Source organism: Luteibacter anthropi, assembly GCF_023699965.1.
GTDB lineage: Bacteria > Pseudomonadota > Gammaproteobacteria > Xanthomonadales > Rhodanobacteraceae > Luteibacter > Luteibacter anthropi.
On record NZ_CP077072.1, the window covers coordinates 2682024 to 2703201 of the forward strand.

Genomic DNA, 21178 nt, shown 5'->3' on the forward strand with positions numbered 1-21178 from the left:
CGGATACCCCCCGTGGGATAGTCTCCCGCGATTGCAGGCCGCATACGACAGGGGCGGCCCTCCAGCCTTTCATCCGGATTACCAGGACATCATGCAGGACACCCACGATCAGGGAACGCGCGAACAGGGCGGTTACGCCCCCGACGCCGTCGAGACCGCCGCCCAGCGCTTCTGGAACGACACCCGCGCCTTCGAAGTGACCGAGGCCACGGACAAGCCGAAGTACTACTGCCTCTCGATGCTCCCGTACCCCTCGGGTGCCCTTCACATGGGCCACGTCCGCAACTACACCATCGGCGACGTGATCAGCCGCTTCCAGCGCCAGCAGGGCAAGAACGTGCTCCAGCCGATGGGCTGGGATGCCTTCGGCCTGCCCGCCGAGAACGCCGCGATCAAGAATCGCACGGCGCCGGCAAAGTGGACCTACAAGAACATCGAGCACATGCGCGAGCAGTTCAAGCGCATGGGCTTTGCCTACGACTGGACCCGCGAGGTCACCACCTGCCGCCCCGAGTACTACCGCTGGGAGCAGCAGATGTTCACCCGGCTCATGAAAAAGGGCCTGGTGTACCGCAAGAACAGCGTCGTGAACTGGGATCCGGTCGACCAGACCGTGCTCGCCAACGAGCAGGTCATCGACGGCAAGGGCTGGCGTTCCGGCGCCGTGGTGGAGAAGCGCGAGATTCCGCAGTGGTTCCTCAAGATCACCGCCTATGCGCAGGAACTGCTCGACAGCCTGGACACCCTGCCGGGCTGGCCCGATGCCGTGAAGACCATGCAGCGCAACTGGCTGGGACGCTCGCAGGGCCTGGAAATCACCTTCGACGTCGAAGGCCAGGCGGAGCCGCTGAAGGTGTTCACCACCCGCCCGGACACCCTGCTGGGCGTGTCCTACGTGGCCGTGGCCGCCGAGCACCCCATCGCTACGCGCGCCGCCGCGGGTAACGCGGGGCTCACCGAATTCATCGAAAGCTGCAAGGCCGGCGGCATTTCCGAGGCCGAGCTGGAAACCCAGGAAAAGCGCGGCTACTACACGGGCGTGGACGCCATCCACCCCATCACGGGCGAGAAGGTGCCCGTGTGGGTCGCCAACTTCGTGCTGATGGGTTACGGCACCGGTGCCGTCATGGCCGTACCCGGTCACGACCAGCGCGACTGGGAGTTTGCCCAGAAGTATTCGTTGCCGATCAAGATGGTGGTGGTCGACCGCGGCGTGCTCGACGCGCTGGCGGAAATGAGCCGCGACCTCAACAAGGGCGACGGCGCCGACGCCACCCAGCAGGCGCTGGAGGGCGGTCACACCGATGCCTACGCCACCTCGGCGGCCGTGGAAACGGTGCGCTCGTTCGAAGTGGCCATCCAGGATGCCGCCGCCTACACGGAGCACGGCTACCTGGTGAATTCCGGCGAATTCGACGGCCTGGATTTCGACGCGGCGTTCGACGCCATCGCGGCGAAGCTGGAAGCGGCCGGTCGTGGCGAGCGCCGGGTGAACTGGCGCATCCGCGACTGGGGCGTCAGCCGCCAGCGTTACTGGGGCTGTCCGATCCCCGTGATTTATTGTCCCAAGTGCGATGCCGTGCCGGTGCCGGAAGACCAGCTGCCGGTGGTGCTGCCCGAGGACGTCGAGTTCTCCGGCGTGCAGTCGCCGATCAAGGCCGACCCGGAATGGCGCAAGACCACCTGCCCGAACTGCGGCGGCCCGGCCGAGCGCGAGACCGACACCTTCGACACCTTCATGGAGTCGAGCTGGTACTACGCCCGCTACACCAGCCCGGATGCACAGGCCCAGGTGGACGAGCGCGCCAACTACTGGACGCCGGTCGACCAGTACATCGGTGGCATCGAGCACGCGATCCTGCATCTGCTGTACTTCCGCTTCTATCACAAGCTCATGCGTGACGAAGGGCTGGTGAACAGCGACGAGCCGGCCACGAACCTGCTCTGCCAGGGCATGGTCATCGCCGAAACCTATTTCCGTAAGGAAGCCGACGGTTCCTTCACCTGGTACAACCCGGCCGACGTGGACGTGCAGCGCGACGATCGCGCGCGCATCGTCGGTGCGACCTTGCGTGCCGATGGTCAGCCGGTGGAGATCGGCGGCGTCGAGAAGATGTCCAAGTCGAAGAACAACGGCGTGGACCCGCAGGAAATGATCGCGAAGTACGGCGCCGACACCGTGCGCCTGTTCTCCATGTTTGCCGCGCCGCCCGATCAGTCGCTGGAATGGAACGAGGCGGGCGTGGAAGGCATGTCGCGCTTCCTGCGCCGCCTGTGGCGCGATGTCACCGCGCATGTCGAGGCGGGCGCGGGGCAGGGCGACCACCCGGCCGGCGACGCCGCCCGCAAGACGCTGCGCCGCCAGTTGCACGAAACCATCCAGAAGGTCACCGACGACATCGGTCGCCGGCAGTCCTTCAACACAGCCATCGCGGCCCTGATGGAACTGCTGAACGCCGTGGGCCGGTTCGACGATGCCAGCGCGCAGGGCGTGGCCCTGCGCCAGGAGATCTTCACGGCCGTGATCCGCCTGATCAACCCGTTCACGCCGCATGTGTCCCATGCGTTGTGGCAGGCGCTGGGTCATTCCGAGACGCTGGTGGAGGACGCCGGCTGGCCGGCCGTCGATCCGGCGGCCCTGGTTCGTGACTCGCTCACCTACGCGGTTCAGGTGAACGGCAAGCTTCGCGCTACCATCGAGGTACCGGCTTCCGCTTCGAAGGAAGAAGCCGAGTCCATGGCGAGGGCCGTGCCGCAGGTGGAGGCCTTCCTCGAAGGCCTGACCGTGCGCAAGGTGATCGTCGTGCCCGGCAAGATCGTCAACATCGTCGCAGGATAACCATGAGCCTGAAGCTTCCCCGTTTGCTGCGTTCCGCCCTGGTGGTGGCCACCGTTGCCCTGCTGGCCGGTTGCGGCTTCCACCTTCGCCAGTCGGCCTCGTTGCCGGCGGGGATGAAGAAGATCCACCTCACGGTGTCCGGTGGCGGCAAGCTTGAGCGCGACCTCACCCGCGTGCTGGAGGGCTCCGGTGCCGTTGTCGTCGACAAGCCTTCGGCCGATTCGGCCGAGCTGGCAGTGACCAGCAACACCTTCCGCACCGATTCGCTCACCGTGAGCGGCACGGCGCGCGTCACCGAATACGCCGTGCGCTACCACGTCGAATTCAATGCGAAGGCACCGGACGGCACGCAGATCATTCCGACCCAGTCGGTCGATATGTCGCGCGAGTTCAGCTACGACGCCACCAACACCATCGGTACCGCCAGCCAGACCGAAGAACTGCAGCGCAGCCTGATCGGCGACATGGTGCAGTCGATCCTGTTCCGCCTGCAGGCGGCGGGTGCGCACCCGGCATTGGCAACACCAACACCCGCCGCGCAGTAAGGGAGCAGCTCCGGTGTCGATGAATCCCGGCCAGTGGCAGAAGCACCTTGCCGGCGATCGCATGGCGCCGGTGTATCTGCTGGTAGGCGAGGAACTGCTCGTGCTCGAAGCGGCCGATGCCGTGCGCGCCATGGCGCGCCGGCTGGGCTATGCCGAGCGCGAGGTGCTGGAAGCCGACAGTCGCTTCGACTGGGACGACCTGGCCCGTGCATCGGCCGGCCTGTCCCTGTTCGCCACCCAGCGCCTGCTCGACCTGCGCCTAGCCGGTGGCAAGGCAGGCAAGGATGGCGGCGCCGCCATCACGGAATTCGTGGGCAATCCGCCACCCGACACCACGCTGCTGATTACCGCCACCGAGTGGAGCAGCAAGCATGATGCGGCCTGGACCAAGAACGTGGACAAGGCCGGCATCCAGATCATCTTCAATGCGCCGCGTCCGCACGAGTGGACCCAGTGGATCGGCGCGCGTCTCGCTTCGCGCGGCGTGCAGGCCACGCCCGACGCCGTGGCCATGCTGGCCGAACGCGTGGAGGGCAACCTGCTCGCTGCGGCCCAGGAAGTGGACAAGCTCGTGGTGCTGGCGGGCGACCGCCGCCTCGATGCCGATACCCTGGAAAGCCTCGTCGCCGACAGCGCGCGCTTCGACGCCTTCAAGCTCACCGATGCGGCCTTCGCCGGGGAGGGCGGCCGCGCGCTGCGCATCCTGGCCGGGCTGCGTGCCGAGGGCGAGGAATTGATCGTACTGATGGGCTGGATGGTCAATCAGCTCCAGTTGGCCCTGCGCCTGGCCAACGCCCGCGACTTCGCCTCCCAGGCCCGGGCCGAGCGCCTGTGGCCGGCGCGCGAGCAGTTGTTCCGCAAGGCCCTGCGGCGCGCACCGCGCGAGCACTGGCTGGCCTGCCTGGCCCGTGCGGCACGCATCGACCGCATGGCCAAGGGGCGCCAGCAGGGCGATCCCTGGCTCGAGGCGGAGCGCCTTGTCGCCGCCATTGCCGAACCCCGCGCTGCCACGGCCTTCGCATGAGTGAATTGCGTCCGCTCGCCATTCTTGGCGGCACGTTCGATCCCATCCACAACGGCCACCTGCGCGCCGCGTGGGAGGCCGTGGAGGCACTGGACGCCGAGGTGCGCATGGTGCCGGCACGCACGCCGCCGCACCGGCCGCCGCCGGTGGCGGATGCCGCTGGTCGCGTTGCCTTGCTGCGTGCGGCGTTGTCGGGGCAGGACCGCCTCTCCATCGACACGCGCGAGCTGGATCGCGACGGTCCTTCGTACACCGTCGATACGCTGGCTTCGTTGCGTGCCGAGATCGGCCCCGATCGCCCGCTGGTGCTGCTGGTGGGTGCGGATGCCTTTGCCGGCCTCGCGTCCTGGCATCTGTGGAAGGAACTGTTCCGCCTGGCACATATCGGCGTGCTGACCCGGCCCGGTGGCGATCATCCGCTGCCGGACGAACTGGCCGCCTTCGTGGCGGACCGCCGCGCGCCTCGCGTGCAGGGCCCCGCAGGCCTCGTGGTGGACATCGCCATCACGCCGCTGGATATCGCCGCCACCGCGATCCGCGAGACCTTCGCCGCCGGCCACGAACCGCGCTTCCTGATGCCCTCCGAATGCTTCGCCGACGAGGCCTTGCTGGCGCCGTACCGCGCGCTCGGACGCTGATCCGGCGCAAGTCGCGGAGAGCGTCGCGACAGCCCATGGGCTATCCTTCCGGCTTGCAAGCCCGTCAGGTCTTACCGTCATGCCCATCCGTGTCCTGCCGCCCGAACTGATCAACCAGATCGCGGCCGGCGAAGTCATCGAACGCCCCGCCTCGGTGGTGAAGGAACTGGTCGAGAACAGCATCGACGCCGGTGCCCGCCGCATCGAAGTGGATATCGAGCAGGGCGGTTCGCGCCTGATCCGCGTACGCGACGACGGCGGCGGTATTCCGCGTGACGAACTGCCCCTGGCCGTGGCATCGCATGCCACCAGCAAGATCGGCAGCTTCGACGATCTCGAACGCGTGGCCAGCATGGGTTTTCGTGGCGAGGCGCTGGCGTCGGTGTCGTCCGTGGCCCGCTTCTCGCTCACCTCGCGGCATGGCGGCGAAGACGCGGCGTGGCGCATCGAGGTAGACGGTGGAAAGTTGCAGGATGCACGCCCCGCGCAGCATCCCCCCGGCACCACCATCGAAGTACGCGACCTGTTCTACAACGTGCCTGCACGCCGCAAGTTCCTCCGCGCCGAGCGCACGGAGTTCGCGCATATCGACGACCTGCTGAAGTCGCTCGCGCTGGCTCGCGAAGGCGTGGACATCCGCCTCACGCATAACGGCAAGCCCGTGCGCCTGTTGAAACCGGCGCGTGACGAGAACGCCGCACTGGCGCGTGTCGCCGAAGTGCTGGGGCCGGAATTCCCGGGGCAGTCGTTGCGGGTGGATCACGAAGCCGCGGGCATGCGTTTATCGGGGTGGGTTGGATTGCCCACGGCATCGCGCGCGCAGGCAGACCAGCAGTATTTCTACGTCAACGGGCGTCTTGTGCGTGACCGCGTCGTGGCCCATGCGGTTCGCCAGGCGTATGCCGACGTGCTTTTCCACGGACGCCATTCGGTGTTTGTGCTGTTCCTGGACGTCGATCCGGCGGGTGTGGATGTCAATGTGCATCCGGCCAAGAGCGAGGTGCGTTTCCGCGAGCAGCGCCTGATCCACGATTTCCTGTTCCGCACCTTGCACGAGGCCCTGGCGCATACGCGCGCCGGTGGCTCGCTGGCGGCGACGGACGCGCCGATGCCCATGGCCGCGATGTCGCCGGGTATGCCCTCGCGCCTGTCGGCACCGCAGGCATCGCTGCCGTCGTGGCCGTCATCCGCCAGCCAGCCGCGCCTGGACCTGGGCGTGCGCGACCAGCCGCTGGCCGATTACGCCACGCTGTTCGGGCCGCCAACGTCCGCTGCGGTGGCAGAACGACCGTTACCACAGGCCGGCCATGCGCTGGATGCGTCCAGCGACGTACCGCCGCTGGGTTATGCCATCGCGCAGCTGAAAAATATCTACGTGCTCGCGGAGAACGAGCATGGGCTCATCCTCGTCGACATGCACGCCGCGCACGAGCGCATCACCTACGAAAAGCTGAAGAACGGCCGGGTTACGGCCAACCTGCGCTCGCAGATGCTGCTGGTGCCGCTGAGCATTGCGGTGAGTGCCAAGGAAGCCGCCGCCGCCGAGGAACACGCCGAGCCGCTGGCCGACTGGGGGCTGGAGCTGTCGCGCAGCGGCCCGACAGGCGTGGTGGTGCGGCGCATTCCGTCGCTGCTGGAAGGCGCCGACGTGGCACAGCTCACCCGCGACGTGCTCGCCGAACTGGCCCAGCACGGCAGCTCGCGGCGACTGGAAGAGCTGGAAAACGAACTGCTTTCGACCATGGCCTGCCACGGCTCCGTGCGTGCGGGTCGTCGCCTGGGCATTCCCGAGATGAACGCGTTGCTGCGCGAGATGGAAGCCACCGAGCGCTCCGGCCAGTGCAACCACGGTCGTCCGACCTGGGTGCAGCTGTCGCTGGGCGAACTCGACCGCCTCTTCCTCCGCGGCCGCTGACCCCGCCATTGATGTTGTAGGAGCGCGCCTCGCGCGCGACCACCTCCGCCGAGCCTCTGTCATGACCCATCACGAAGCCTCCGTCCACAACGCCCGCACTCACCGCCTGTCCCTGCTTCAGTCACCTGGCGGCTGGCTCAGTCTCATCGGCCTCGACTGGTTGCAGCCGGGCGCGAATCGCATCGGTAGCGCCACCGACAACGACATCGTCCTGAAGGCGGGCCCGGCTCACCTGGGCACGATCACGCTCGCCGACGACGGTCGGACGACCATCGACCTGGCGCCGGGCACCGGCGCAACGGTCAACGGCGAGAAAGTCACCCACGCAGAGCTCTTCGACGACGCCCCGGGCCACACCCCCAGCGAAGTCCGCTTCGGCTCGGCGCATTTCTTCGTCATTGCCCGCGACGGCCGCAAGGCGCTGCGCGTGAAAGACGAACAGGCACATACCCGCACGCATTTCGAAGGGCTGGATTACTTCCCCATCGATGCCTCCTGGCGCGTGGAAGCCGACTGGGTACCGTTCGATCCGCCGATGGAGCTGGAAATGGGCACGGTGCTGGGCACCATCGACAAGGAAAAGGTGCCGGGCAAGGCCGTGTTCGTGCGCGACGGTCGCACCTTCGAGCTGTTTCCCATCCAGGAAACGCCCGATGCGTTGTTCTTTGTCTTCGGCGACCTCACCAGTGGCAGGGAAACCTATGGCGCGGCGCGCTTCCTCGATACGGGCCTGCCGCAGGACGGCAAGCTGGTGATCGATTTCAACGAGGCCCGCAATCCGCCCTGTGCGTTCACGCCTTACGCCACCTGCCCGCTGGCACCGCCGGAAAACCGGCTGGATATCCGCGTGGAAGCCGGCGAACTCAAATACAAAGGCTCGGCCCACTAACCCGCGCCGAGGCACCCCCTGTAGGAGCGCGCCTTGCGCGCGACCGGGATATGCCGTGCGCCGGTCGCGCGCAAGGCGCGCTCCTACAGGATGCCGGGTCATTGCGACGAACCGGTCGCGCGCGAGGCGCGCTCCTACAGGAAAGCGGGCTTCAGGCGCCCTTGAAGGTCGGCTTTCTGCGTTCGAGGAACGCGCTGGTTCCTTCCTGCATGTCCTCCGTCGAAAACGCGATGGCGAAGCCCTGCGTTTCAAACGCCAGGCCCTGATCCAGCGCGCACTCGCCGCCCTCGATCACCGCCTCGAGAATGCCCTTCAGCGCCAGCGGCGCGGCGGCGGCCAGCTGGTCGGCCATCGCGTCCACGGCGGTGTCCAGTTCTTCTGGTGTTACCACGCGGGTGACCACGCCCACGCGCTCGGCGCGGGCGGCATCGATCTGCTGGCCGAGAAGGCACAGCTCCAGCGCCACGCCACGGCCGGTGAGACGGGTGAGCCGCTGGGTGCCGCCGAAACCGGGAATCAGGCCCAGGCCGATCTCCGGCTGGCCGAACTTCGCCTTCTCACTGGCCACGCGCAGGTGGCAGGCCATGGCCAGCTCCATGCCACCGCCCAGCGTGTAGCCCCGGATCTTCGCGATGACCGGCTTGCCCAACCGCTCGACGGTCAGCATGAGCTCCTGGCCGGCGCGCGAGGCCGCCTGTGCCTTCACGGGCGACCACGCGCTCATCTCGGAGATGTCGGCACCCGCCACGAAGGCCTTCTCCCCGGCGCCCGTGAGGATCACGACACGCACGGCGTCGTCCTGTGCCGCCTGGCGGAAGGCGAGGGTCAGCTCGCCGATCGTCTCGCGGTTGAGCGCATTGAGCTTGTCGGGGCGGTTGACGGTGATCGTGCGGACGGCGCCGCGGTCCGCGGTGACGAGATTGCGGAAGGCCATGGTGGATTCCTGGCTGGGGGATGAGGGCCGAAATGGTAGCAGGGGAACCTTTCCCCATCCGGGGGCGTCTGAGGGCGTACGGACGAGCGAGCGGCTGATGGACTATCCTCACCGACGCCAGAAGTCCGGGTTCACGGAGAACGGGATGTCACGCTTGCGTTTCCTCGCCATTGCCACCGCATCGCTCATCCTGGGCGGCGCGCAGGTGCATGCGCAATCGGCGCCCGCCTCGGGCGCCCCGGCGATCGACAAGGCCAAGCTGTCCTACGCCATCGGGTACCAGATCGGCACCCAGTTCGCGAACAGCGCACAGCCGGATGTCGACATCGCCGTGCTCGTGAAGGCGTTGCAGGACGGCTACGCGAAACGGCAGCCGAGCGTGCCCATCGACACCATGCAGCAGCAGCTGGTGAATTTCGATTCCAAGGTGCAGCGCGACTCGATGGTGGAGTTCCGTCGCGTGTCCATGGCCAATGCCAAGCGCAGTGCCGATTTCCTCGCCAAGAACCGTACCCGGCCGGGCGTGGTGACCCTGCCGTCGGGCATCCAGTATGCCGTGCTCAGCAAGGGTAACGGCGCACAGGCCCAGCTCACCAGCACGGTGGTGGTGAATTACCGCGGTGCCCTCATCGACGGTACCGAGTTCGACAGCTCCTACGCCCATGGCAAGCCCGTCACCTTCACGGTCAACCGCGTCATCCCCGGCTGGCAGGATGTGATCCCACGCATGCACGTCGGCGACAAGTGGCAGGTGGTGATCCCGCCGGCCCTTGCCTATGGCGAGCGGGGCGAACTGCCGCGCATCGGCCCCAACGAGGCGCTGGTGTTCGACATCGAGCTGATGGACATACGCCAATAACGTGCCAGCACCCCGGCCGCCGCCGCGCTAGAATGGCCGGCGGTATGGCCACTTCGTCTCCGTCCCCTCTGCCATCGACACCCTGCACCGGCGTCTGCCGCATGGGCACGCACGGGTTGTGCGAGGGCTGCCTGCGCAGCCTCGATGAGATCGCGGCCTGGGCCGGTTTCGACGAAACCCACCGCCAGCGGATCATGGCGAGCCTCCCGTCGAGGAGAGCCGCCTGATGGACGACATGCTCGCCCGCCTGCACGGTGCCTTGCTGCCACTGGACAGCCCTCCCGGCCCGCGTGGCTGGAATCACGACGACATGGCACAGCTGATCGGCGCAGGTCCGCGTCGGCGCGCGGCCGTGCTGCTCGGCATCCGCGACGACCGCGACCAGAACGTGCTGCTCACCGTGCGCACCGACACCCTGCAACAGCATGCGGGGCAGGTGGCGTTTCCCGGTGGGCGTGTCGAGCCGGACGACCGCGATGTCATCGCCACCGCCTTGCGTGAAAGCCATGAGGAAATCGGGCTGGATGCGGGCCTCGTCACGCCGCTGGGTTTTCTCGATTCGTTCGAGACGATCAGCGGTTATACGGTGACGCCCGTCGTGGCCCGCGTTTCCGCGGACGCACACATCCGCCCCGATCCGGGCGAAGTGGCCGAAGTGTTCGAGGTGCCGTTCGGGTTCTTCATGGACCCGGACAACCTGCGTCGCTACACGATGGAATTCCGCGGCCATAACCGCGACATGGTCGAGTTCCTGCATGCGGGCTATCGCATCTGGGGCGTCACGGCCGCCATCCTTCTCAATCTCATCCGGCGAATGGGCCAACCATGCTGATCTCGCGCACCCTCATCGACACGGCCACGGCCGCCAACCTGCCGCTCGACGAGGTGCTGTTCGTCGATTGCCGGTTCGATCTCGCGGACGCGACGAAGGGCGACAGGGATTACGCCGACAGTCACATCGTGGGCGCGGTGCGCGCCGACCTGGATCGCGACCTGGCCGACATGGCCACGCCGGCGAACGGTCGGGGGCGTCATCCGTTGCCCGATCCTGCACGGTTCCAGGCGTTTCTTTCGCACATCGGCTGGCGGCCTGACGTGCAGGTGGTGGCCTATGACGGCGCGGGCGGCGCGCTCGCCGCGTCGCGTTTCTGGTGGCTGGCGCGTCTGGCGGGCCTGGACAACGTTGCCGTGCTCGATGGCGGCTGGCCGGCGTGGCTCGCGTCGAAGCTGCCCGTTGACGCCACGCTGCCGGTACGCGAGGCGACCAGCATGCATCTGCGTTTCGATGCGACGGGCACCGTATCGGCCGAGGAGCTGTCGGCAGGCTTGGCCAGCGGTCGCATCGTCTTGCTCGACGCGCGCGCGGCGCCACGGTATCGCGGCGAAGTGGAGCCGCTGGATCCCGTGGCGGGACACGTGCCCGGCGCACGCAATCGTCCCTTCGCCGACAATCTCGATGCGCATGGTTTCTTCCAGCGTCCCGAAGCCCTGCGCAAGGCATTCGAAGGACTGATCCGCCCTCACGACTCTGCCGAAGTCGTACACATGTGCGGCTCCGGTGTCACCGCCTGCCACAACCTGCTGGCGATGGACTACGCAGGTCTCTGCGGCTCGCGCCTGTACGCCCCCTCATGGTCAGGCTGGGTAAGCGACCCCACCCGCCCCGTAACCACCCTGTAGGAGCGCGCCTTGCGCGCGACCGGTTGGAATAGTGTCGCTCCGTAGTAAAGCTGCCCATGTGGTGCGTCGCTCCGTAGGGTGGGCTCGCCTGTCGGCCTCGCGCTCGGCGCCTGTGGCGTGGCGGCGCACGAGGCGACGGGGGGGGAGGGGGGGCTTGTCGCTCCGGCCTGCGGTGTCCCTCGGGAAAGGAGGAGCCGCTGCGCGGCTCAGTGTCTTATGGCTTCGCCCCTTCGGGCACGGGGAGCGGGCGGGGTTTCTCGACTCGGCCTCCGTGCCTCGGCGAGAAAGGCGGGTCATCCTGACCCGCCCCCTTCGGGCCTTGTCCGCCCACTCCCCTCACCTCCATCAAGTCGCGCCAAGGGCCACCCCCGCCGCCTCTCCCCACGTCGCGGCAGCTTGTTGTAGGAGCGCGCCTGCGCGCGACCGGTTATCGCGAAAATCATCATCGTTTCGATACCCCCGGTCGCGCGCAAGCACGCTCCTACAGGGAGATGGTGCGGCGTTCGGTGTAGGAGCGCGCCTGCGCGCGACCGGTTGTCGCGAACATCATCATCGTTTCGATACCCCTGGTCGCGCGCAAGCACGCTCCTACAGGGAGACGGTGCGGCGTTCGGTGGAGGAGCGCTGGGCGGCTTCGATGACGCGGATGACGTCACATGCTTCGCGGGCTTTCACTGGCAACGGCGCGCCATCGCGGATCGATGCGGCTACGCCTTCGTAGAACGCCGTATATCGTCCTGGCAACGTGTCGATGACGGTACCGGTGCCATCCGCGTCGGTGAAGCGCCCGAAGAATGCCGGCTCATCCTCGCCCCAGCGCTCGCCACCGGGGCGCTTGCCGTCGCGCAACGCGGCTTCCTGCCCGTCGATGCCGTATTTCACGAAGCTGCCGCCATCGCCGTGCACGAGGTAGCGCGGCCCGGGATCGCGCACCAGTACGGAGGCATGCAGCACCGCGCGGCGGCGGCCGTAGTCGAGCACCAGGTGGAAGTAATCGTCCGCGCGCGCCGCGGCCCGCTGGCGGGTTACGTCCGCCGTGACGGCCTGCGGCAGGCCGAACAGCACCAGCGCCTGGTCGATGAGATGTGCGCCAAGGTCGTAGAGCAAGCCGGAGCCCGGCGCTTCCGTTTCACGCCAGCCCTGCTTGATCTCGGGCCGGAATCGGTCGAAATGCGCTTCGTAATACGCGACGTCGCCCAGCCGGCCATCCTCGACCAGCCGCCGTACCGTAAGGAAGTCGTTGTCCCAGCGCCGATTCTGGAAGACGGACAGGCGCCGGTCCACGCGTTCGGCCAGGACGATCAGCGCTTCGGCTTCGCCGGCGTCCAGCGTGAACGGTTTGTCGACGACGACATGCTTGCCGGCCTCCAGCGCAGCGCGGGCCAGCGAGGCATGGCTCTCGTTGGGCGTGGCGATCACCACCAGCTCGATGGCGGGATCGGCCAGCAAATCTTGAGGATTTTCGTACGCAATAGCCTCGGGAAAGTCGCGCAGGATCTCGTCCTTGCGACGGCTGCCGATGGCGGCAAGGCGAAGACCGCTGGCGGCGGCGATAAGGGGCGCATGGAAGAACGCGCCGGCCGTGCCGTAGCCGATGAGGCCGGTAGGGATCGGGTGCATGGTGGCTCCACGAGTGGACATGCCGGCAAGGGTAGCGCGGCCGGCCTGAGCGTTTCGTTTAGGATCGACCGGTTTGTCGCCGCTGAAGCCCACGCCTATGAGTTCCGCCGAGTCCGCCCCCGCCCGCGCACGGTTGCCACGCCAGATTCCGTTCATCATCGGCAACGAGGGTTGCGAGCGCTTCAGCTTCTACGGCATGCGCAACATCCTCACGCCCTTCCTGGTGACGTCGCTGCTGATGTACCTGCCGGAGAGCGAACGCCCCGGTGCGGCGAAGGATGTGTTCCACACCTTCGTGATCGGTGTCTACTTCTTCCCCTTGCTGGGCGGCTGGCTGGCCGACCGTTTCCTGGGCAAGTACCGCACGGTGTTCTGGCTGAGCCTGGTGTACTGCGTGGGCCACCTGTGCCTGGCGCTGTTCGAGCATAGCGTGGCGGGGTTCTATACGGGACTGGCCTTGATTGCCTTCGGTGCGGGAGGCATCAAGCCCTGCGTCGCGGCCTTCGTGGGCGACCAGTTCGACGAGAGCAACCGCAAGCTCGCCAAGGTGGTCTTCGACGCGTTCTACTGGATCATCAACGTGGGCTCGTTCCTGGCCTCGCTGCTGATGCCGTTCTTTTTACGCAACTATGGCGCGGCGGTGGCGTTCGGCCTGCCCGGGGCGCTGATGTTCGTGGCGACGGTGGTGTTCTGGATGGGGCGCCGGCATTACGTGATGGTGCCGCCCAGCCGCAATGATCCACACAGTTTTGCGCGGGTGGTTCGTACGGCGTTGACGGCGAAGCGCGAGGGCCAGCCACGTCAGGGTCTTGCCGTTGCCATTGTCGCGACATGTCTTGCCGTGGCAACGCTGGCGCTTGCTCCGTCCCTGGGCATCGTGGCCACGCTGTGCATTGCCCTGGTGCTGCTGATCGGTGGCGGTGCGTTGGGTACGCGCATGCAGCTGGAGCGTGCACGTGGCGCGCATCCCGATGACGCCATCGATGGCGTGGCCGCCGTGCTTCGCGTGCTGGTGGTGTTTGCGCTGGTCACGCCGTTCTGGTCGCTGTTCGACCAGAAGGCTTCCACCTGGGTACTGCAGGCCAACGCCATGAGCGTGCCGGACTGGCTGCATCCGGCACAGATGCAGGCATTGAATCCGTTGCTGGTGCTGTTGCTGATTCCTTTCAACAACCTCGTGCTGTATCCGCTGCTGCGCCGTCGCGGTATCGAGCCGACCGCGCTGCGGCGGATGACGGCAGGTATCTTCCTGGCGGCGATCGCCTGGGTGATCGTGGGGGCGATGCAGCTGGCGCTGGATGGCGGCGACCCGATTTCCATTGCCTGGCAGATCCTGCCTTATGTGTTCCTTACGATGGGCGAGGTGTTGGTTTCCGCCACGGGCCTTGAGTTTGCCTACAGCCAGGCGCCCCCGGCGATGAAGGGCACGCTGATGAGTTTCTGGACGCTCAGCGTCACCGTGGGCAACCTGTGGGTGTTGCTTGCCAATGCCGGGGTGCGCAACGAGGGCGTGCTGGCGGCCATCGCCGGGACGGGACTTGGCACCACGGCCTTCCAGATGTTCTTCTTTGCCGCATTCGCTGCCGTCGCGGGGCTGGCTTTCGGGCTGTACGCGCGCCGGTACCGCGAGGTCGATTACTACCGGTCCGCGTGACGCCACCTCCACGGCGCTGCGCGGACCATCGCCAGCAGCCCGCCGGAGGATTCCCGCCATGCCAGCACGCAAACAGGCCGCACCCGTTCCCGCCTCAGCCACGAGCGAGTGGCCGGGCAGGGTGGTGCTGATTACCGGAGGTGCCCAGGGCGTGGGCAAGGGCATCGCGGAGGCGGTGCTGGCGGCCGGTGGCAGTGTCTTCATCGGCGATATCGACAGCGAGGCGGGCAAGGCCTGTCTCGATGAGTGGGGTGCCGGGGATCGCGCGGCCTTTCTCGCGCTGGATGTGTCGCGCGAGGCGAGCGTGACGCGTTTCGTCGATGTGGCGAAGCATCGTTTCGGGCGCATCGACGGGCTGGTGAACAACGCTGGCATTGCCGATCCGCATACCGGTCCACTGGAGAAGCTGGACTGGTCGGAGTGGAAGCGGCGCATCGATACCAACCTGGGCGGCACGTTCCTGTGTTGCAAACATGCGCTGCCGGAGCTGCGCAAGGCGAACGGCGCCATCGTCAACATTGCCTCGTCGCGCGCGCACCAGTCCGAGCCGGATACGGAGGCCTATGCGGCGAGCAAGGGTGGTGTGATCGCCTTCACCCATGCGCTGGCGATCAGCGCGGGTCCCGTGCGGGTGAACGCGATCAATCCCGGGTGGATCGTGGTGGACGACTGGAAAAAGCCATCGGCACGCCGCAAGCCGAAACTCTCGGCGGCCGACCACGCGCAGCACCCCGTAGGCCGTGCCGGCATCCCGCCGGACATCGGCGCGCTGGCAGTATTCCTGCTGTCGTCGCAAGCCGGCTTCATCACCGGCGAGAACTTCACGATAGACGGCGGCATCGCAAGAAAAATGCACTACGTGTAGGAGCGCGCCTCGCGCGCGACCGTCTGAAACTCCGCGTCACCGATTAAAGCGGCCTCCCTACCGAAGGGGTGGGAGCCGATCGCATCGGCGATTTTGCGCTCCGTAGAAATCCAGCCCATGCGGTGTTTCGCTCCGTAGGAAAGGCTCGCCTTACGGCCTCGCACTCGGCGCGTGAGGCGTGGCGTTGCAGAGGCGACGGGTGCGGCCCTTGGCGCGCCGGCCTGCGGTGTCCCTCGGGAAAGGAGGAGCCGCTGCGCGGCTCAGTGTCTTATGGCTTACGCCCCTTCGGGCACGGTGAGCGGGCGGGGTTTCTCGACTCGGCCTCCGTGCCTCGGCGAGAAAGACGGGTCATCCTGACCCGTCCCCTTCGGGCCTTTTCCGCCCACTCCCCTCACCTCCATCAAGTCGCGCCAAGGGCCGCCCCCGCCGCCTCTCCCCACGTGATCGCAGCTTGTTGTAGGAGCGCGCCTGCGCGCGACCGGTTGTTGCGAATATCTTCATCGTTTCGATTCAACTGGTCGCGCGCAAGGCGCGCTCCTACACGGGTTTGTCGATTTTTGTTGTGGTGGCGGGGTGGAAGGTTTGTGTTCCTTCGTTGAAATTCCACTGCTGTACCTGCGCGCTTCTTCCCTTGTGATGGATCACATGAAACGAATTGCTGATGCCTTCTCGGATGCGTGTCGATAACGCCGTTCCCGCCTGTACCGACCACATGCTGTCTTTCAGGTGGCGCACATAGGGCAGGTGGATATGTCCGCCCAGCACGAGATCGGCGCCGGCGTCGCTCCATGCGTCGATGGCCTTCTCGTGGTTGATGAGCAGGTTGGATATGTCTTTCTCGCGAATCACGTGTACCGGCTGGTGTGTGACCACGATGCGCAGTTGCGTTTCCCGGGCATGGCGCAGGTGTTTACAGACCTGTTCAATCTGCCTGTCCGAAACTTCGCCATTCTTGTGTCGCCCTGCCCTGACGGTGTTTACGCCGATGACCAGCAGATCGTCCTGTTCGTGCATGGGCTGAAGATCACGTCCGAAGACACGGCGATACTCGCCGAACGGATTGAAGATGCGTGCCGGCAGGTTGAACAGCGGCACATCATGGTTACCCGGCACTACGAGCGTCGGTCGCGCGTAGCCATCGATGAAGCGTCGTGCGGCATCGAACTGCGCACGTCGCGCGCGCTGGGTCACGTCGCCGGACAGGATCACCAGGTCAGGCATCAGCTGGCCGATGGCATCGTGCAGGGCACGCACGACCTCAGGCCGTTCGGTGCCGAAGTGGGTATCGGATATCTGGACGATGACGCTCAACCCGGGTCCTCCCCGGGTTGTCGGCCACCCCGGGTGATCAACACCAGCGGCCTGGGTGCCGCACGGAACACGAGCGGGCCATCCATCCAGAGGATTTCTCCATCCACCGCTACTTTCACCTTTTCGCGGTGCCGCTTCGGCGTGACGACGATCTGGCGGAAAGGGAAGCTCACCACATTGTCCGCATCGCCCAGGCGACCGATGGCGCCGCGTAGCAGCAGGCCGAGCATGGTGAGCTTGCCGATGGGCTTCAGTACCAGGCCAGCCAGCGTGCCGTCGTTGCGATGGACGTCGCTTGCCTCTGGCAGGCCGATTTTTTCCAGTTGCAGGGCATTGTTGCCGACGAACAGCGTGGGGGTGCGCAGCTGGCGTGAGCGGTCGCCGTCGCTGACTTCGATTCGCAGCGGGCGATATTCCCCCATCATGGTTGCAAGGCCCGACCAGAGTGCCACGAGGCGATGGCGTCCCAGGCGTTGCTTCCATGTTTCGCGATCTTCCAGCACCTGCGGATAGAGTCCGAGGCTGGCGTTCACCAGGAACAGGCGGTCGTTGACCATGCCGGCCTGCACGTTCATCGGTTCGCCGCGCAGCAGGGCTTCGGTAGCTTCGGCCGGGTCGGCGGAGATGCCGTGTGTGCGGCCGAAGAAGTTGAAGGTGCCCTGCGGCAGCACGCCCATGGGCAGCTGTTCACGCCATGCCGCGCCGGCCACGCAGTTGATGGTGCCGTCGCCACCCACGGCTACCAGTGCGCCGCCTTCGTGTCTGGCGTAGGTCACGGCATCGCTGACGGCCTGCGCGATGTCATGCGCTTCGTCGATCAGGAAAAACCGGTGCGGTCGTCCGGCTGCGTCGAGCAGGGTGCGGATGGTATCGCGCGCGGTGTCTGCATCGCCCCGTCCCGACCCGGCATTCATCACGATGGCAAGGGGAGGGGCATAGGACATGCGCTATCCGTCGGCGATGGGGTTCAGGGTGCCCAAGAGACCATCGCCCACGTGTTGGTCGCATGAAATTACGTTTCGGCCTTCGTGCCTTCGCGCAGGCGGAAGTACTCCGCGCTGCCGACACAGAGCGCCAGCCAGCCCAGGCCTGTCGCGTAACCGGCCATCACGTCGCTGAAGTAGTGCACCTGGAGCAGGATGCGCGAGATGCCGATGAGGGTGATCATCGCCACGGCGGCAATCACGATGGGGCGGTGAAGACGGGGCGGGCACAGCACCAGCAGCACATAGGCCAGCATCCCGTAGAAGACCATGGAGCCGGAGGCGTGGCCGCTGGGAAAGCTGAAACTATGCTCGGTGATGAAACCGTGGTCGTGCAGCGGGCGCTCACGCTGGAACCAGGCCTTGAGCGCACTGTTGATCAGGGCCGTGCCGCCGAGCGTGGCGATCCAGATACCGGCCAGCCGGACGTGCCGGCGCCACAGCAGGGTGACGAAGACCAGGCCGGCGGCGATGGCGACCACGACGGGGTCGCCGGTGTGGGTGAGCATCGCGATGATGCGCAGTACCGGTAGCGGGGTGTTGTCGCGCAGGTCGCTCGCCAGGGCGGCGTCGAAGGCGGTGAGGCCGGCTTGTTCGCGCACCTCGACGCCGATGGCTGTGGCGATCAGCAGCGTGGCCACGACCACGGCCAGCGCCGTCATCGGGCGCAGGAAGCTCCGGGCCACGGGGTCGAGCCCCTCGCGTCGGCGCACGGCGCGCCGCCACACGGTATCGGCGCCCAGCAGGGCTACGGCAAGCAGCACGGCCCACAGGGACAGTGCATGCCGGCTGATCCATTCCGCTTCCATTTCCGTCTGATCCTCGTCTCATGGCACGATCTGGGGATGTTGCCACGCCGCGACCCTCGCGGCCCATGAAGGGGATACCACGATGAAGGCCCGATCCGCCTGCGCCTGGCTAGCGTTCACCTTGTCCGTTTCACCGCTGCTCGTCCACGCGGACGACGCCCCGCTGGCCCATCGCATCGTCCGCGTGACGCTCGATGGCGCAGCCACCACCAAGCCCACCTCCGGCCGCCTGCTGCTGTTCGCCATGCCGGCCGACAAGGCGCGCGAGGCCGCGAAGGACGGCAAGGTCGAGGAAGTGGACATCAATCCGTTTCATCCCACGGCGGTGGCCGTGGCGGCACGCAACGTGAGCTGGATCGTGCCGGGACAGTCCGTGGATATCGACACGGATGGCGAGACCTTCCCGCAGCCGTTTTCGTCGCTGCCGGCGGGTGACTATGTGGTGCAGGCCGTGCTCGACGTGGCCCACGACTACAACTACAACTCGCGCCATGAGGGCGATTTCGTGAGCGACGTGGTACCCATGCACTTCGCGCCCGGAGCAAGCCTTCCGGTGGTGAAGCTGAGCAAGGGCGTGCCGCCGCGCGATCCCTGGCAGATGTCGCCCAGCACACCGCAGGCGGTGCGCGATGCACTGCCTGAGGCACGCCAGCATGCGCACGCGGAAATCATGCAGAGCCCGTCCCTTACGGCGTTCGCGGGACACCCGGTGTCCGTGCGCGCCTGGGTGGTGACACCGCCCGGCTACGATCCCAACGGCAGCACGCGCTATCCCACGGTGTATCTGACCCATGGTTTCACGGGCAGCTTCGATCGTTACGTGGGCACCATCGCCGGGGTCTACCAAGCCATGGCAACCAAGCAGACGCCGCCGATGATCTGGGTGTTGCTCGACGAATCCAGCCCTACCGGCACGCATGAGTTCGCCGATTCGGTGAACAACGGTCCGTGGGGGCAGGCGCTCACCACCGAGTACATTCCGTGGCTGGAATCGCGCTATCGCATGGATGCAAAGTCCACGGGCCGCTTCCTCAACGGTCACTCGTCCGGTGGCTGGGCGACGATGTGGTTGCAGACGCGCTATCCGAAGGTCTTCGGCGGCACGTGGTCCACCTCGCCCGATCCGGTCGATTTCCGCGATTTCACGGGCGCCGATCTCTACGCCGCCAACGCCAACATGTATCGCAAGCCGGACGGCTCCGCCAACCCGCTGATCCGCGACAAGGGCCAGGTGATCGCCACGTTCGAAACCTTCGCGAAGCTGGAGCGTGTGCTCGGCCCCTACGGCGGCCAGCTCGCATCGTTTGAGTGGGTGTTCTCGCCGCGCGGCGCCGACGGCCGGCCGCAGCCCATGTTCAACCGCGACACGGGCGCCATCGATGCCAATGTGGTTTCCTACTGGCGCGACCACTACGACATCGCACAGCGCCTGCGCACGCACTGGCCTGAGCTGAAGCCGGACCTCGACGGCAAGATCCACCTGATCGTAGGCACGGCGGATACGTTCTACCTCGACGGCCCGGCAAAGCTGCTCAAGGAAACCCTCGACGGCCTGCATGCAAAGAGCGACATCCGCCTGATCCCCGGCCGCACGCACTTCGACCTGTACACCGAAGGCGACGACCGCCAGGCATTGCTGAAAAAGATCGCATGGGAAATGTACGAAGTAGCCCGCCCCGGCCAAGCCAAACCCTAACCCTGTAGGAGCGCGCCTGCGCGCGACCGCTACGAAGCCATGCCAATCATGCGCTTCGCAGCGGTGGCGTGCGGTCGCGCTCCGATCATTAGGGGTGGCTTGTGTGTTCGGCGACACCGGGAAGCATGACGGATACCACGTCACGTGCAACGATGGCATGGTCTTCGATATGCAGGCGTGCCACATAGGCCAGTGGGCCCTGGGCGCCGTTGATGATCGCGTCGTAACCGCGTTCAACGAGTTCGACGGATATTCGCAGGGGATTGCCGAGATCGGCAAAGGCTGTTGTAGGCACCCCTACCGCGCGATCCTTGCAGCGAATACGAAGCCCTGAGGTTATCGTTTTTGGCGTCGTTCCCTCTGCACCCCATATCGCTGTGGGCCATGAGGGTGTGTAAACTTGTGAATACAGTGCTCTGGCCGGCTTACTCAAAATCAGGCTGCAGTACCACAGTCCGATTTGCTCTCAATATTAACTAATAGACTTCGCAAGAAGGGCTATGCCGCCAGCAACAACAAGACATCCGGCGAAGAGTGCTAGAGCGTAGCCAACCTGACGCCTTAGGCCTAAGCCTTTTTCGGTTAGCAGGTTTGGGAAAAGCAGTGCATTCATTGGATTCCATATGGTTTTTTTAGAGAATCGATCTGAGGATGACTTGAATTGCCAAGTCATCCGTACTGCTGAAATCACCGCCCAAATGACAGAAAGTGCGCCAGTTATGCATGACAATAAGAAGAAAAATGATATTGCGCGCATACTGATTCCTGGTCAAGTTCGTCCGAGTCTGGATTGGTTCCTGTCTCGGCGCTGCATGAGTGCATAAGTAGCCGGCGCTTGCGTGATTTCAAGGGCAATAGCTCATGGCCGCTTTATAGAAGGTCCATGTGAGGCTGATGGCAACTAACGTCCTGCCAGA

17 protein-coding genes and 1 pseudogene are annotated in these 21178 nt (G+C 66.0%); 12 read left to right on the forward strand and 6 right to left on the reverse strand.

Annotated elements, in window-relative coordinates:
- Positions 1 to 91 precede the first annotated feature (91 nt).
- From leuS to KR767_RS11820, 6 genes are all read left to right on the forward strand, one after another.
- A complete protein-coding gene (gene leuS / locus KR767_RS11795; protein ID WP_250876446.1) occupies positions 92 to 2839 on the forward strand; it encodes a leucine--tRNA ligase in 2748 nt (915 codons plus the stop codon).
- Between the two features lie 2 nt (positions 2840 to 2841).
- The gene (locus KR767_RS11800) at positions 2842 to 3384 is read left to right on the forward strand and encodes an LPS-assembly lipoprotein LptE (RefSeq protein ID WP_250876447.1); all 543 of its coding nucleotides are present in this window, start codon (positions 2842 to 2844) and stop codon (positions 3382 to 3384) included.
- A gap of 13 nt (positions 3385 to 3397) precedes the next feature.
- Complete coding sequence (gene holA / locus KR767_RS11805) at positions 3398 to 4408, forward strand: DNA polymerase III subunit delta (RefSeq protein WP_166947665.1); 1011 nt, start codon at positions 3398 to 3400, stop codon at positions 4406 to 4408.
- A gap of 5 nt (positions 4409 to 4413) precedes the next feature.
- Positions 4414 to 5046: a nicotinate-nucleotide adenylyltransferase gene (gene nadD / locus KR767_RS11810; protein WP_425483456.1), complete on the forward strand. Its 633-nt coding sequence runs from the start codon at positions 4414 to 4416 to the stop codon at positions 5044 to 5046.
- A 79-nt stretch (positions 5047 to 5125) separates the two neighbouring features.
- The gene (gene mutL / locus KR767_RS11815) at positions 5126 to 6961 is read left to right on the forward strand and encodes a DNA mismatch repair endonuclease MutL (protein WP_250876448.1); all 1836 of its coding nucleotides are present in this window, start codon (positions 5126 to 5128) and stop codon (positions 6959 to 6961) included.
- A gap of 61 nt (positions 6962 to 7022) precedes the next feature.
- Positions 7023 to 7850, forward strand: a complete 828-nt coding sequence (locus KR767_RS11820) for a DUF1684 domain-containing protein (protein ID WP_250876449.1) — start codon at positions 7023 to 7025, stop codon at positions 7848 to 7850.
- A 151-nt stretch (positions 7851 to 8001) separates the two neighbouring features.
- Here KR767_RS11820 and KR767_RS11825 read toward each other — a convergent pair whose 3' ends face one another.
- On the reverse strand, positions 8002 to 8784 hold the full coding sequence (locus KR767_RS11825; RefSeq protein ID WP_250876450.1) for an enoyl-CoA hydratase-related protein: 783 nt from the start codon (positions 8782 to 8784) through the stop codon (positions 8002 to 8004).
- A 145-nt stretch (positions 8785 to 8929) separates the two neighbouring features.
- On the opposite strand from KR767_RS11825, the gene bamJ reads away from it, so the two are divergent.
- The 3 genes and pseudogenes from bamJ (at position 8930) to KR767_RS11845 (ending at position 11323) form a co-directional block, all read left to right on the forward strand.
- Positions 8930 to 9643, forward strand: a complete 714-nt coding sequence (gene bamJ / locus KR767_RS11830) for a BamJ family beta-barrel-assembly machinery protein (RefSeq protein ID WP_250876451.1) — start codon at positions 8930 to 8932, stop codon at positions 9641 to 9643.
- 32 nt (positions 9644 to 9675) lie between these two features.
- Positions 9676 to 10475, forward strand: a pseudogene (locus KR767_RS11840) (CoA pyrophosphatase).
- Positions 10469 to 11323, forward strand: a complete 855-nt coding sequence (locus KR767_RS11845; protein ID WP_250876453.1) for a sulfurtransferase — start codon at positions 10469 to 10471, stop codon at positions 11321 to 11323. Before KR767_RS11840 ends, KR767_RS11845 begins: the two are co-directional and overlap by 7 nt.
- 588 nt (positions 11324 to 11911) lie before the next feature.
- Here the strand turns inward: KR767_RS11845 and KR767_RS11850 are convergent.
- Complete coding sequence (locus tag KR767_RS11850; protein WP_250876454.1) at positions 11912 to 12943, reverse strand: oxidoreductase; 1032 nt, start codon at positions 12941 to 12943, stop codon at positions 11912 to 11914.
- 97 nt (positions 12944 to 13040) lie between these two features.
- Here KR767_RS11850 and KR767_RS11855 point away from each other — a divergent pair, with 97 nt between their 5' ends.
- Both KR767_RS11855 and KR767_RS11860 read left to right on the forward strand, forming a co-directional pair.
- On the forward strand, positions 13041 to 14597 hold the full coding sequence (locus KR767_RS11855; RefSeq protein ID WP_250876455.1) for a POT-type proton-dependent oligopeptide transporter: 1557 nt from the start codon (positions 13041 to 13043) through the stop codon (positions 14595 to 14597).
- A gap of 58 nt (positions 14598 to 14655) precedes the next feature.
- Positions 14656 to 15462 (forward strand): SDR family oxidoreductase, encoded by an 807-nt coding sequence (locus tag KR767_RS11860; protein ID WP_166947678.1) that lies wholly within the window; start codon positions 14656 to 14658, stop codon positions 15460 to 15462.
- Positions 15463 to 15999: 537 nt separating this feature from the next.
- Here the strand turns inward: KR767_RS11860 and KR767_RS11865 are convergent.
- From KR767_RS11865 to KR767_RS11875, 3 genes are all read right to left on the reverse strand, one after another.
- A complete protein-coding gene (locus KR767_RS11865) occupies positions 16000 to 16773 on the reverse strand; it encodes a metallophosphoesterase family protein (protein ID WP_250876456.1) in 774 nt (257 codons plus the stop codon).
- A complete protein-coding gene (locus KR767_RS11870; RefSeq protein WP_250876457.1) occupies positions 16770 to 17717 on the reverse strand; it encodes a diacylglycerol/lipid kinase family protein in 948 nt (315 codons plus the stop codon). The genes KR767_RS11865 and KR767_RS11870 overlap by 4 nt, the downstream gene beginning before the upstream one ends.
- 68 nt (positions 17718 to 17785) lie before the next feature.
- Complete coding sequence (locus KR767_RS11875) at positions 17786 to 18565, reverse strand: phosphatase PAP2 family protein (RefSeq protein WP_250876458.1); 780 nt, start codon at positions 18563 to 18565, stop codon at positions 17786 to 17788.
- A gap of 82 nt (positions 18566 to 18647) precedes the next feature.
- Between KR767_RS11875 and KR767_RS11880 the strand changes: the two genes are divergently transcribed.
- Positions 18648 to 20261: an alpha/beta hydrolase gene (locus tag KR767_RS11880; RefSeq protein ID WP_250876459.1), complete on the forward strand. Its 1614-nt coding sequence runs from the start codon at positions 18648 to 18650 to the stop codon at positions 20259 to 20261.
- A gap of 88 nt (positions 20262 to 20349) precedes the next feature.
- On the opposite strand, the gene KR767_RS11885 is transcribed toward KR767_RS11880, so the two are convergent.
- A complete protein-coding gene (locus KR767_RS11885; protein WP_250876460.1) occupies positions 20350 to 20556 on the reverse strand; it encodes a hypothetical protein in 207 nt (68 codons plus the stop codon).
- Between the last annotated feature and the right edge of the window lie 622 nt (positions 20557 to 21178).

Coding starts and splice junctions, on each gene's coding strand:
- KR767_RS11870 (WP_250876457.1), bottom strand. CDS start 17,717: ATGTCCTATGCCCCTCCCCTTGCCATCGTGATGAATGCCGGGTCGGGA.
- KR767_RS11825 (WP_250876450.1), bottom strand. CDS start 8,784: ATGGCCTTCCGCAATCTCGTCACCGCGGACCGCGGCGCCGTCCGCACG.
- mutL (WP_250876448.1), top strand. CDS start 5,126: ATGCCCATCCGTGTCCTGCCGCCCGAACTGATCAACCAGATCGCGGCC.
- KR767_RS11860 (WP_166947678.1), top strand. CDS start 14,656: ATGCCAGCACGCAAACAGGCCGCACCCGTTCCCGCCTCAGCCACGAGC.
- KR767_RS11820 (WP_250876449.1), top strand. CDS start 7,023: ATGACCCATCACGAAGCCTCCGTCCACAACGCCCGCACTCACCGCCTG.
- KR767_RS11855 (WP_250876455.1), top strand. CDS start 13,041: ATGAGTTCCGCCGAGTCCGCCCCCGCCCGCGCACGGTTGCCACGCCAG.
- KR767_RS11880 (WP_250876459.1), top strand. CDS start 18,648: ATGAAGGCCCGATCCGCCTGCGCCTGGCTAGCGTTCACCTTGTCCGTT.
- KR767_RS11845 (WP_250876453.1), top strand. CDS start 10,469: ATGCTGATCTCGCGCACCCTCATCGACACGGCCACGGCCGCCAACCTG.
- leuS (WP_250876446.1), top strand. CDS start 92: ATGCAGGACACCCACGATCAGGGAACGCGCGAACAGGGCGGTTACGCC.
- KR767_RS11800 (WP_250876447.1), top strand. CDS start 2,842: ATGAGCCTGAAGCTTCCCCGTTTGCTGCGTTCCGCCCTGGTGGTGGCC.
- KR767_RS11850 (WP_250876454.1), bottom strand. CDS start 12,943: ATGCACCCGATCCCTACCGGCCTCATCGGCTACGGCACGGCCGGCGCG.
- KR767_RS11875 (WP_250876458.1), bottom strand. CDS start 18,565: ATGGAAGCGGAATGGATCAGCCGGCATGCACTGTCCCTGTGGGCCGTG.
- bamJ (WP_250876451.1), top strand. CDS start 8,930: ATGTCACGCTTGCGTTTCCTCGCCATTGCCACCGCATCGCTCATCCTG.